This window comes from Niallia sp. 03133 (assembly GCF_052663225.1).
In genome coordinates this window covers 119,409-132,289 of sequence record NZ_JBQTCY010000002.1, presented here as the reverse complement: position 1 = coordinate 132,289, position 12,881 = coordinate 119,409, and the positions used below count along the sequence as shown (strand labels likewise).

Below are 12,881 nucleotides of genomic sequence, written 5' to 3'. Positions count from 1 at the left end.
TAGTTGCACTTATCGGACCTTAACGGGCAGTTATCCTCCGCCTATCTTCCTCGATTTCTCGGCATCTTGAGGCGGGGGTCTTACTGCCCGTTAAGAGTGGGATAAACGTACAAAAGAGAGAGGAGCTTCAACTTGGAAAACTATGATTTAATTATTCGAAATGGCTTCGTGGTAAAAGAAGAAGAAGTGGAAAAAGCAGATATCGCCATTCTAAATGGAAAAATTGCAGAGCTTTCTGCCAAACTTCCCGAAGATATTACGGCTAATCAGATAATTGATGCAACGGGATTGCATATTTTTCCTGGGTTAATTGATTCACATGTTCATTTTAATGAACCAGGAAGAACTGAATGGGAAGGATTTGAAACTGGCAGCAAAAGTTTGGCTGCAGGCGGTGTTACACTCTTTTTTGATATGCCATTAAACAGTCATCCACCAACCATAACAAAAAGCGCCTTTGAATTAAAAAATAAAATTGCAAAAGAAAAATCATTGGTCGATTATCGTCTTTGGGGCGGAGTTGTCCCTGGCAATACAGATGAATTAGAGGATTTGATGCAATCTGGTGTAATAGGCTTTAAGGCCTTCATGTCTGGCAGTGGAATTGAAGATTTTGAAGCATCGGATGATCAAACATTATTTACAGCGATGGAGAAAATTGCAGAATTGGGCGGCATCCTAGCAGTGCATGCGGAAAGTGATATTATCACTTCCCATCTTGGAAAAATAAATGGAGATGCGGAGGATCATAGTGCAGCATCTTATTCGGCTTCTAGACCTATTTATTCAGAGGTAGAAGCAGTCCAAAGAATTCTTGCATACGCTGAAGCAACAAAATGTAAAGTACATATCGTGCATATCAGCAGTACAAAAGTATTAGAGCCGATTTTGGCAGCGAAAAAAAGGGGCATAGATGTATCCGTAGAAACATGTCCCCATTATTTGTCTTTGACAGTAGAGGATATTGAAACATTAGGTGCAGTAGCCAAATGCGCTCCTCCATTAAGGAATCAAGAGGAAATAGAGGCGTTGTGGACGGCGATTAAAAATGGATTGATTGATACAGTTGGCTCAGATCATTCTCCTTCGCCTGCTCATATGAAGGAAGGCTATTTATTGGAAGCTTGGGGAGGGATTTCAGGCTGCCAATCGACCCTTAATATATTGCTGGAAGAAGGATATTGGAAACGACAAGTATCGCTTCCACAGTTAATGAATGTCGTCAGCAAAAATCCAGCAAAACGATTTGGATTAGAAGAGTATAAAGGCAGCATTACATTAAATAAAGACGCTGATTTAGTCATTGTTGATTTAGATGAAGAATTTATACTAAAAAAAGAAGATTTATTTTATCGGAATAAATTAAGTCCTTATATTGGAAAAAAATTCAAGGGGAAAATAAAACAAACATTAAAATCAGGAATTTCTGTCTATAAAGACTAAGTAATTTGAAAAGCCTTCTCGGAGAGCTACTCTTTTTTTGGGGTAGCTTTTTCACAAGATAAGAAAGTATAAGTTTTCTGAAGTCTGACAAGTGTCTAGCTCCGACGTACAGGATGTACTAGTGCCGATGTTGCAACAGGACGTTGTGTATTTAATCGGCCAGCACCCTATCGACTTCAACGCTTCCCTCACCTCGCTTGCGTAGTCAACATCGAATCACTACGTTCTTCGTGTTTCCTTTATCTCACTCGATTCAGTCCAGCTTTTTCTGTAGATGAGCAAGGGCGCTTGCGGCTTTTCTTAGTGTTCCATGCTGTTGATCTTTCTAAAAGTCTACCAATATATTTTTTACAACTGCTCATTTACAGCAGCTAAACATATTCTCTATAATAGAATGTATGATATATTCTGAAAAGCTAATAGTTGTTTATGTGAAAATCCCTATAATTAATAATATTTGCTTTCTGTTTAGGAAATGCGTATGGAATGGATGGAGCATTTGCAACCATAGCTAAATCGTTTTAGAAGATATATATATAAACAGCATAAAATAAATAAAAATAAAAAAGGATAAGAGCATTATTTTATCCCACTCTTAACGGGCAGTAAGACCCCCACCTCAAGGTGCTGAGAATTCGAGGAACCTGGCTAGGTGTTTAAACTCGCCCGTAAAGGTCCGATAAGTGCAACTAACCATCACTGGGGGATGAGGAAAAACCCCCACTGATGCAAGTTTACTTTATTTAACAATGCTCGAAGGATTCTATCCTTCTTCATCATTTACCTTTTTTGGCAATTATTCTTTCAGTGTTGGGAGCTAAGCAAGATGGACAGTTTTAATTCACAGTTTTTGTATTCGGTTGTAATTATCGCATTAGGCTATTGGTTTAAAAGGTGGAATATTATAAAAGAAAAAGATGGGGAGGCAATAGCAAGAATTATCTTTAATATCACTCTACCTTGTCTTATCATTTATACTTTTCATAATATTGTAATTGAAAAATCTTTAATTTTATTAGTGGTATTAGGGTTTTTATATGGAATTATGATCGCTTTTTTAGGATTATATTTATTTAGAAAAGAAAATAGATGGGAAAAAGGAATGCTAAGCATGCTTATTCCTGGATTTAATATTGGTTTATTTGGATTTCCGTTAGTAGAAGGAATTTGGGGGCAGTCAGGACTTAAATATTTTGGAATGTTTGATGTAGGTAATGCCGTCATAACATTTGGATTAAGCTACTTAATTGGCAGCTATTATTCAAAAGAAGGAGTTGTTTTAGATTTTAAACATGTGGTGAATAAAATGGGTAAATCCATTCCTTTAATGACGTACATCAGCATCTTTATTATTAATCTATGCGGATTTCATTTGCCTGATACAGCGGTAGAGATAACAAGTATTATTTCAAAAGCAAATATGCCATTGTCATTATTATTGTTAGGTATTTATTTGAATTTTTCTTTTGAAAAAAGTTATTGGAAAGGTATTGGAAAAGTATTGGGTCTTAGATATGGAACGGGGCTTGTATTGGGGATATTAGGATTTTATTTATTGCCAGTAGAAGATATGTTTCGTGATACCATTTTAATTGCACTTATTCTTCCGATGGCCTCTGCTGTATTGCCATATAGCATTGAATTTAATTATAATCAGCGTTTTGTCGGGACTGCTGCGAATTTATCCATATTATTAAGTTTTGTATTATTATGGGTGATCGGCAACATGCTTGTTTAAAACCAGGGCAGGTTCAATCGTTTTAAGAAATCAAAAGAAATGAATGTAAATTAAAGCTAGTACAGCTCCTTGCTATTAAAGCGCTGGACTAGCTTTTTCTCTTCGCTTGCACTTATTCTAGCTATTAAAATAAAGGATAACTTGAAAATAAAGACCGCAGTCAGAATACACTTCGCTTTCCTGCGGGCGGGCGCCGAGCCGCTTCGTCGCTACGCTCTGAGCTGCAGGGTCTCGTCTGACTCGCCTTCCCGCGGGAGTCTTCGTGTACTCTGACTGCTCCGCGCTTCAAAAATTAGAATCTGCTTCTTTGTAAGGATGTCTAATCTGAAAATTAGCAGGAGTCTCACAAATTCCCTTCACAAAAAGTACATAATCGTTTAACAGAGCCTAAAATAAAAAGAATAGAGAAAGCGTTAATTTTTTGTTATGGGGTAAAAAAATTTTCTGTATAGTAAGGTTGAGAACTGGTGTTAAAAGAAACCCCTATTCCTAAAAACCGAAAGCTTTTTTGCAGAATATTTTTGCGGTGTCCTGATGAATTCATTAATCCTTCATGTGCAAAAATGCTGCTGTATTGCCCATATGCAAGATTTTCCCCTGCTGTTGTATATTTGATCCCATCATCCAGCATTCGGTCAAAAGGTGATTCTCCTTCTAAATTCGTATGATCAAAATAATGGTGAACTGCCATATCTTTACTATGCTTGCGTGCGGTTTCTTTAATATGATCATCCCATTTTAATGCAGGCAGCCCATTATTTATTCGGCTGGCATTTGTTAAATCAAATAATTGATACTCAAAACCTTCCTGCAATTCCTTCGATTCTTTTGTGTAGAAGTCACTTCGTTCTTCTTCAAGTCTCTTATCAATAATTTGCATGGCTGTTACAGTATTTGAATTTTCCTTATCAAAAAAAACAGTTACATATTCGTTGTTCAGTAAAAACATTTCATAGTCTCGATCAGAAGGAAGTTTATAATATACTAATCCTTTTCTGATTTCATCCATTGGGTTTTTTAATGCTTTTAAAACACTGTCTTTGCTTGATCCTTTTTTTATCCCTGTTTGTGAAGCAATTAAATCTTGATTGGTATATAAAGCTCTCACAGACTGGTTTTCATCATATGCTACCATTACAAAATGCTGATAATTTTGATGGTACACATACCAGTCAACGCCATATTCATTGATACTTGCGCGTTTAGCTTTTCCTAATTGTTTTTCAACTGTTTCTTTTTTGTCGCCAATTTGAATATTATAGATGGAAAATTTATGTTCAGTAGGTATAGTTAATTCTGGTTTTTCCAATTTTTCCTGCTGGTTGTCGACATTCCAATCCGGCATCTTGTCTTGTGTTTCTTGAAAAAGCATTTTCAGTTTAGACCATTTATTTTCTATGTCTGAAAAAAAAGAAGAAATTGAATCCTGGTTCACTTCTGTTTGTATCTCTTTTGCTGTATTAGGCAACGAATCAACATCGATATTGCCCGCCATAAATTGATATCCTCCATACAAAATAAAAACGAAAAGCAACAATTTTATTAAAGTCTTCAATTTTTTATCCTCTCCATTCTACCTTCAGCATAACCATTTTTATGAAAAAAGATAAGCATCAGGATACCGTGGAAAACATTCGTTCTCTTTGTCACTTCTGTTTTTTACGGTACTTATTATCCGTCGCCTTGCTTGCCTTTTTTAAGTCTATTGTAAACGTCAGTTAAATATATTCCTTCGAGCCTGTGACAACATAGTTCTGATCAACATTCTGTTGTCCGCCTCTCCTAAAAAAAGGTCTTTCCTCGATAGATCCGGGTTTTCATGCAACCTGAAATCATGCGTTTTACTTTTTCTATATTCAGATCTTTCTTCTCTTTTTAGTATAGCATGGATGGAAAATTTGCACGTTTCTGTACAGGTGGAAATATTAGGTGATGTTTTGTTGTGAAATAATATTGTTATAAAGATGTAATCTGCTTTTTATTGTAATTGGAAATACGCTGCTGTTATACTAAAATTAATAATTCATAAAAGCGTTATAAAAAAAGGTTACTTTTTAGGGGAATTGCTATGCATGACAAAGCACTAAAGGAGGCTTCATATGCATTTAGTAACAGCCGATATAGACAAACTATTACAAACGACCTCAGGGATAGAAAGCAGCCAAATCAATTGGAAGATTATTAATATAGAAATAGATGAATTGTTAGAAGATACGAAAAGCTGGAACTAAAAAAGGAAAAAAAGAGAAGACTTTATTCGTGAAGGGGTATTAGTAGATAATAATCTAGTGATACCCGATTCTATTACGAAATAAAGTCTTTTTTGTTTTGGCTCTGTTAAATTACATTGTTGATTTTTGAATGGTCAGGGAATCTACTCGCTTTCCTCGGAGCCTCCTTGCTCATACCCGTCTGAGCTGAGGTCTTGCCAGCCACAAGAACACCACACTTTTCAGGGTAGCGTTTGTTTTAAAAAGGTATAAATCTGCAGGTATTTTTCTTTGGATGCCGAAGTAATTTAACGATCGTTTTAAGCTATTATTTTCTTCGCAGCAAAAATTTTTTAAACATTAAGAAGGATTTTTTGAAAAAAATGAAAAACTTTTTAAAAGATGACCAAATTTTCCTTTCGCATTTAAAAAGTTGCGTTATAATAATAGAAAAATGATTATACAAGGAGCATTCAACGTGAGTGAACAAACTATTACCGTAACATTAACAAACCAACCAAAACAAAAGCCAGAATCATCGAAATTGGAATTCGGCAAAATTTTTACAGATCATATGTTTATGATGGATTATTCAGTAGAACAAGGGTGGCATAATGCACAAATCCTTCCATATCAGCCAATTGCCTTAGACCCAGCTTCTGTAATTTTTCACTATGGACAAACTGTTTTTGAAGGGTTAAAAGCATATTTAACCAACGAAGGAAAAGTACTATTATTCAGACCGGATAAAAACATGGAGCGCTTAAACAAATCAAATGATCGTTTATGCATACCTGAAATTGATGAAGCGTTTGCGTTAACTGCATTGAATCAATTAATAAATATTGATAAAGACTGGATCCCGAGTGGTGAAGGAACTTCTCTTTACATAAGACCGTTTATTATTTCTACACAGCCATATTTAGGAGTAGCTGCATCTACAAGCTACAAATTTATGATTATTTTATCTCCTGTAGGTTCTTATTATAAAGAAGGTGTTAAGCCTGTAAAAATATTTGTAGAAAATGAGTTTGTTCGTGCTGTTGCTGGTGGAACAGGATCTGCTAAAACAGCCGGTAACTATGCGGCAAGTTTAAAAGCTCAGCAAATTGCTGCAGAAAAAGGTTATTCTCAAGTTTTATGGCTGGATGGAGTGGAGAAAAAGTACATCGAAGAAGTGGGCGCGATGAATGTTTTCTTTAAAATCAACGGAGAAATTGTTACTCCTCTTTTAACCGGCAGCATTTTAGAAGGTGTGACAAGAAGAAGTATTATTGAACTATTAAAGCATTGGAATATGCCTGTAACTGAAAGAAAAATTACTGTAGAGGAAATCTTTAAAGCACATAAAAATGGTGAATTAGAAGAAGCTTTTGGAACCGGCACTGCTGCGGTTATTTCTCCAATCGGTGAATTGTTCTGGAATGAAAATGTTATTGTTTTAAATAACGGAGAAACAGGAGAGTTATCGAAAAAACTATATGATACGATTACGAATATCCAAAACGGAAAAGAAGAAGATCCGTTTGGCTGGACAGTAGAAGTTTAACACCCTGAACTTGCTATCCTTTTTGCTATAATAGACATGAAAAAATGCAGTCTGTGCAAAAACAGACTGCATTTTTTGTAGACAACTCATAGTTGAAAAAAGGATCAGGATATTCGAAAACAATTTAAAGCGGAAGTTTTTCGACATGCTAGAATGCATGGTTATTTGGAAGTTTTTTGCGCAAGTATAAACTGATGTACGACTTTAGCCACTCCGTCATTATTGTTTGTGTCAGTAGTATAGTCAGCAATTCTTTTTATATCGTCAGGAGCATTGCCCATTGCGACACCAAGACCAGCAAATTCAATCATAGCCAAGTCGTTGTAGCTGTCACCTATTGCTATTACTTCTTCACGGGTAATTCCTAGTTTATTAATTAACAATTCAAGGCTCGTCCCTTTTGTTACCCCTTTTTCCGTGAACTCCAAAAAGAATGGTTTAGAACGCATCACGCTTAATTTGTTTTGCAATTCTACTTGAAGCAAACTTTCTACGCTTTTTAAATGCTCTTCTTCTTTAACCATTAAAACCTTCACAACAGGTTCTTGAATACTTTCTACAAAATTGGATACTTGATTAATAGGAAGTCCTGTTAATTGAGCCTCGATTTCTGTAAAAGGATTATTTTCTTCTGTTACGATACTGTCTCCAACATACGTATGAATCCAAACATTTTCGCGTTTGCTTATTTCAAAAAGACGATGAACTGTTTCGGGGGAAAGTGTACTGCTGAATAGTTCTTCCTTTGTTTTGCAGTTTGTTATCTTTGCTCCATTAAAGGATAATATGAAACTACCATATTTCGCTAAGTCTAATTCTATTGCACTTTGCATCATTGCGAAGGTAGGTCTTCCTGATGCGAGCACTACCTTAATACCTAATCCTTGTGCATCCATTAACGCTTTTTTTGTTTCTTCTGATATAGTATGATCATCCCTTAATAGGGTATCATCCATATCTAAAACAATCATTTTATAAGCCATAATATTTTTCCTCGCAATCTACGTTCTTTTCGAAATCACACTCATTATAAAGAATAAAGCATCATCCGTAAATACTATAGAAAAACTAGTTGAAAAAAAATAGAAAAAGGAATTAATTTCCTAAAAAAAGTATTTGAATTATCAGACAATTATTGTTATACTATAAAAAAGAAAAGGGGTTGATTCAAATGGAAAAGTATTTATTAAATGCACCAAAACAGTCTGTAGGAAATGTTATGGATTCTTTATTTGCTGAAATGGTATTAGAAAAAGCCCTTTATGAGTTCCGGAAAACATCTATCAAAAAACAAATTGATTCAACATTAATGAATGGTGATAAAAAAGAATTTATGCGCCTATCTAATGAATTAAATCAATTACTAGCTTAAGATAATAGAAAACAATCAGAATTAGTGAAAATTTTTGTAATAAATAATAATAAAAAAAGACACCAAATATTGGTGTCTTTTTACGTATTGAGGCAATAAACAGTGCTCCACATAGCACTATTATGTTTATTGACTTATTCAATAAAGCTCATCGCAAAAATAAATATAGCATAAAAGAAAAGAAAAAACAAGTAGTTAAGAAAAAATGCTTGTGAGTGTTTTGCTGTGAGGTTTGCAGGTTTAATTATTTGACTAACTTTGATTAATCGAATAATATGACAGTACTTTTAAAATACATCCCATGGAGTTGTTTGGAGCATATCTCTAAAAAAGGGATCACGTTAAAGTATTAGTTGAAAATGATTTTATCAATGTGAGAACCTAACAGATGATCCATATACGTAAAGGAGGAGCTCCTTTGAAAAAATACAAAAATCTAGCAGAAACGATTCATTACCAGCTTTACAATAAAAAGTTTGCAATAGATAAAAAACATAAAGATTTAGAACTGATTGGCAAAGGAAGAAGTGCTTATGTATTTAAAATTAAAAATACAACCATAGCAATCAAAGTCTTTTTCAAAAAGTATGAAGCGTTAGCTAAAATTGAAGGGGAAATTTATGAAGCGGTCAACGGAATATCCTATTTTCCTAAAATACATGAAATAGGCGATAATTATATAGTGATGGATTACATAGATGGAAAAACTTTATTTGATTGTTTAATTGAAGGGATCCTTATTAAAGAAGTTTATATAAAAGCAATAGATCATGCTATTTTATTATCGAAGCAAAAAGGGTTGAATCCTTCCGATATTCATTTGAAAAATATAATATTAACAAAAGATAATGAAATTAAAATTATCGATTTAGCCCGATTTAGGCAAGTGAAAAAATGCACCCAATGGAAGGATCTAAAAAAAGCTTTTTACACGCTGTATCAAAAACGCTTTTTTCCGAAGAAAGTAAGCAAATATATTTTGCACTTTATTCGAATATTATATAAAAAGGAGGTATTAAGGAAATTTATCTAGTTAATCTTTCATTATTAACGAATAGATAATGAGTAATGATAGAAAATAGGGAGGGGCTAAACATGAAAACATACTTAAATAGAGAAGAAGTTTCTGAGAAAGAAAAATGGAATCTGCAGGATATATATGAAAACGAAACGTTATGGGACGCTGATTACCGTAAGGTAGAGGAATCGATAAAAGAAATTGCATCATATAATGACAGAATAACAGACGCTGCCAGCCTTTTGACTTATTTAAAACTTTCGGAAGAAATGGGAAGCCGATATAAAAAGATATACTGTTATAGCATGCTTCTACAAGACATCGATACAAGAAATACACATGGACAAATGCTTTTGGATAAAGCTAGGCAGCTTGGACAAAAATGGAGCAGTGCAACATCGTTTTTTATGCCATTCCTTTTAAGTTTGGACGAAGAAGTATTGAAACATTACATAGCAGAAGAAGAAGGATTGCAATATTTTGAAAAGGATTTATTGGAGTCTTTTTCTTACAAAAAGCATGTACTCAGCAAAGAAAAAGAAGAAATCCTTGCTGTTTTTGGTGAATCGCTGTCTGTTCCCAGTCAAATTTTTGGCATGATTAATAATGCAGATATAAAATTTGGGCTTATTACCAATGAGGACGGACAGCAGGTTGAGCTTACAAGAGGTATGTATGCAAAACTGATCGAGCATGAAGAGAGGGAGAAAAGGAAGGAAGCATATAAAGCGTATTATCAGCCTTATTTGTCATTAAAAAATACGATTGCCACAACCTTCGCTTCTGCGGTAAAAAATAATGTGAAAACATCTAAACTAAGAAACTATCCATCTGCTCTTGAAAAAAGCCTTTTTTCAGACAGAGTACCGAAAGAAGTATATGAAAACCTAATTGCAGCAACAAGAAAAAATCTTCCTTATATGAACAAGTATATGCAATACCGTAAAAGTAAGCTGGGGTTAGATGAACTCCATGCATATGATTTAAGTGTACCGCTTGTAGCAGATGCAGCACATGAAAAAATTTCATATGATAAAGCATATGAAATAATGTTGGAAGCGTTAAAGCCTCTTGGCCAAGATTATATTGACATATTAAAATCCTTTAAAGAAAAACGTTATGTAGATGTCCGTGAAACACCTGGGAAACGGTCTGGAGCATATAATTTAGGCTTATATGGAGTACACCCGTTCATCTTATTAAATCACCGCGATGATTTAGACAGCTTATTTACATTGGCTCACGAATGCGGGCATGCTATGCATTCTTACTACAGCAGCAAATATCAGCCTCAGATTTCGGCTGGATACAGTATATTTGTAGCCGAGGTTGCATCAACGGTTAATGAAGTGTTATTGATTCGTTATTTATTAAAAACAGAAACAGAATCCAATAAAAAAGAGCATTTGCTAAATCATTTCATTGACAGTTTTAAAGGTACATTTTTTACCCAAGTAATGTTCAGCGAATTTGAAAAAACGGTTCATGAAAAAGCAGAAGCAGGTAAAGCGTTGACATTGGATTTGTTAAATCAAATATATGAAGAGCTTTTTAAAGCATATAATGGATCTGATCTTGTTGTAGATGAAGAAGTGAAATACGGATGGTCAAGGATTCCGCATTTTTATCGTCCATTTTACGTTTATAAATATGCAACTGGCTTTGCATCTGCCATAACAATCGCGGATAAATTATTAACAGGAAATACACAGGATGTAGAGGATTATTTGCAGTTTTTAAAAAGTGGAAGCTCTGAATTTCCACTAGAATTGTTAAAACGAACTGGGGTTGACTTAACAGTGCCAGACACAATAGACCATGCGTTATCGATTTTTCATTCATTGGTTCAAGAAGTTATTTCAACTTACAGCACTGTTTCCTAACAAAAAATAAACGCTTTTTTTAGAATATCTATTGGGCTTCTTTAGAAGGCCCTTTTAATTGAAAAAATTTGATAGCTTTTTTATTTTTGGGTCTGTTAAATTTCATTGTTGATTAATAAATGGTCAGGAAATTTACTCGCTTTCCGCGGACGAACTGGCAAGACTCCTCGCTCGTACCCGTCTTGCGGGGTCTTTCCAGCCCGTTTTTCCGCAGGAGTCTCGCAAATTTCCTTCCAAAATCAACATTATCGTTTAACAGAGCCTTATTTTAAAAAGCTCAGACTGTAGACAAACGCTCCTTAAAAAGGAAGTTTGTTTACAGTTTTTTTATTTGTTTTTCTTTTAGATGGGGATGTTGATTTCTGCTCCAAGGGTTCGCTTTCCACGGGGCTACGCCTGAACTGCTTCGGCTTCGCCGGCAGGGTCTCGGACTGTCTCGCTATTCCCGTTACGGCGATGACCAAGGCGCTTATGCTTTTCTTCTTAATGAGAAATTATATCTGAAGTTAGATGATTGTCTAGCACCAGCGCCTATCGCCTAACGAACTTCAGGTCTTTTCCCTACGATAAGTCAACATCGATTCGCTATCGCTCATCGTGTTTCCTTTATCTCAGTCAAAGCCCTTCCGAAGTACAGGATGTACAAGTGCCGATGTTGGCGCTTATGCTTTTCTTAGTTATTGATACTTTTCTAATATAGAAAAGAACTCGATTACAAATTTATAAAATGTATGAACGGAAGGTGGTAGTTCCCGGTTTTTTGGAATGATAACTCCTACTGTGCGGTTAATTACAGGGTTTTCTATTGGGATTTTTACAGTGAATTTTGGCACTGTCTCATAAAAGGTACTTTCTGGAAGCAGTGTAACTCCCATTCCAGCAGAAACTAAGCCTTTTATGGCATCTAAGTCTTCTCCTTCCGAACTAATATTAGGTAAAAATCCCTCTTGCTTGCAGGCGTCATATGCAATTTTCTGTAAAATATAGCCTTTTGGAAACAGAACAAAAGAATCATTTCTTAAATCGCGTAGGCGTAAACTGCGTCTTTCTGCTAAAATATGATTACTAGGCATTAATGCTAGTATACGCTCTGTAAATAGTATTTTTCCTTGAATGGTAAGATCATCTGCTGGAACAGGTCCTAAAAATGCTAGATCAATTTCCCGGCTTTTTACCGCTTCAATTAAAAAACTGTAGGAGCCTTGTCTTAATTGAAAAGCGATTTGTGGATGCTTTTCTTTAAATGCAGATAGGACCGTTGGCAGCAAATGACTTGCCAAGCTTGTAGGAAATCCAATTTTAATGGAACCTCGGTCGGGATCCAAATAGGCATCTATTTGTTCAACTGCAATATCAACTGCCTTCATAATAGTTAAGGAATGCGTTAAAAATATTTTTCCAATTGCTGTTAATTTTACGTTTCTCCCTTCTCGTTCAAAAAGATGAACGCCTAGTTCGTCTTCTAAATTTGCAATCTGCCTGCTTATTGCCGATTGTGCAACATGAAGATGTTCTGCTGCTTCTGACACATGTTCTCTTTGTGCCACTTCAATAAAATATTTAAGTTGTCTCAATTCCATTTTTTAGTAAATACCTCCATTCATCTCGAAAATAGATTGTTTATATCCAAATAATATATTGTTTATATGAATTTGCATAGTATAATTG

10 protein-coding genes are annotated in these 12,881 nt (G+C 34.9%); 7 read left to right on the top strand and 3 right to left on the bottom strand.

The window, feature by feature from the left end; translation table 11 throughout:
* Positions 1–132: 132 nt before the first annotated feature.
* Both ACTYBU_RS03070 and ACTYBU_RS03065 read left to right on the top strand, forming a co-directional pair.
* A complete protein-coding gene (locus ACTYBU_RS03070) occupies positions 133–1,443 on the top strand; it encodes an allantoinase (protein ID WP_445487065.1) in 1,311 nt (436 codons plus the stop codon).
* 826 nt (positions 1,444–2,269) lie between these two features.
* On the top strand, positions 2,270–3,181 hold the full coding sequence (locus ACTYBU_RS03065) for an AEC family transporter (protein ID WP_445487062.1): 912 nt from the start codon (positions 2,270–2,272) through the stop codon (positions 3,179–3,181).
* Between the two features lie 424 nt (positions 3,182–3,605).
* Here the strand turns inward: ACTYBU_RS03065 and ACTYBU_RS03060 are convergent, their stop codons facing one another.
* On the bottom strand, positions 3,606–4,676 hold the full coding sequence (locus tag ACTYBU_RS03060; RefSeq protein ID WP_445487060.1) for a CAP-associated domain-containing protein: 1,071 nt from the start codon (positions 4,674–4,676) through the stop codon (positions 3,606–3,608).
* Positions 4,677–5,280: 604 nt separating this feature from the next.
* Here ACTYBU_RS03060 and ACTYBU_RS03055 point away from each other — a divergent pair.
* The gene (locus tag ACTYBU_RS03055) at positions 5,281–5,412 is read left to right on the top strand and encodes a hypothetical protein (RefSeq protein WP_445487058.1); all 132 of its coding nucleotides are present in this window, start codon (positions 5,281–5,283) and stop codon (positions 5,410–5,412) included.
* 457 nt (positions 5,413–5,869) lie between these two features.
* Complete coding sequence (locus tag ACTYBU_RS03050) at positions 5,870–6,940, top strand: branched-chain amino acid aminotransferase (protein ID WP_445487057.1); 1,071 nt, start codon at positions 5,870–5,872, stop codon at positions 6,938–6,940.
* 161 nt (positions 6,941–7,101) lie between these two features.
* On the opposite strand, the gene ACTYBU_RS03045 is transcribed toward ACTYBU_RS03050, so the two are convergent.
* Positions 7,102–7,923, bottom strand: coding sequence for a Cof-type HAD-IIB family hydrolase (locus ACTYBU_RS03045; protein ID WP_445487055.1), 822 nt, complete (start codon positions 7,921–7,923; stop codon positions 7,102–7,104).
* 188 nt (positions 7,924–8,111) lie between these two features.
* Between ACTYBU_RS03045 and ACTYBU_RS03040 the strand changes: the two genes are divergently transcribed.
* The 3 genes from ACTYBU_RS03040 (at position 8,112) to pepF (ending at position 11,213) form a co-directional block, all read left to right on the top strand.
* On the top strand, positions 8,112–8,312 hold the full coding sequence (locus ACTYBU_RS03040; RefSeq protein ID WP_445487053.1) for an IDEAL domain-containing protein: 201 nt from the start codon (positions 8,112–8,114) through the stop codon (positions 8,310–8,312).
* 418 nt (positions 8,313–8,730) lie between these two features.
* Positions 8,731–9,345, top strand: coding sequence for a protein kinase family protein (locus ACTYBU_RS03035; RefSeq protein WP_445487052.1), 615 nt, complete (start codon positions 8,731–8,733; stop codon positions 9,343–9,345).
* A gap of 62 nt (positions 9,346–9,407) precedes the next feature.
* Positions 9,408–11,213: an oligoendopeptidase F gene (gene pepF / locus ACTYBU_RS03030; RefSeq protein ID WP_445487050.1), complete on the top strand. Its 1,806-nt coding sequence runs from the start codon at positions 9,408–9,410 to the stop codon at positions 11,211–11,213.
* Between the two features lie 677 nt (positions 11,214–11,890).
* Here pepF and ACTYBU_RS03025 read toward each other — a convergent pair.
* Positions 11,891–12,793 (bottom strand): LysR family transcriptional regulator, encoded by a 903-nt coding sequence (locus ACTYBU_RS03025; protein ID WP_445487049.1) that lies wholly within the window; start codon positions 12,791–12,793, stop codon positions 11,891–11,893.
* Positions 12,794–12,881 lie beyond the last annotated feature (88 nt).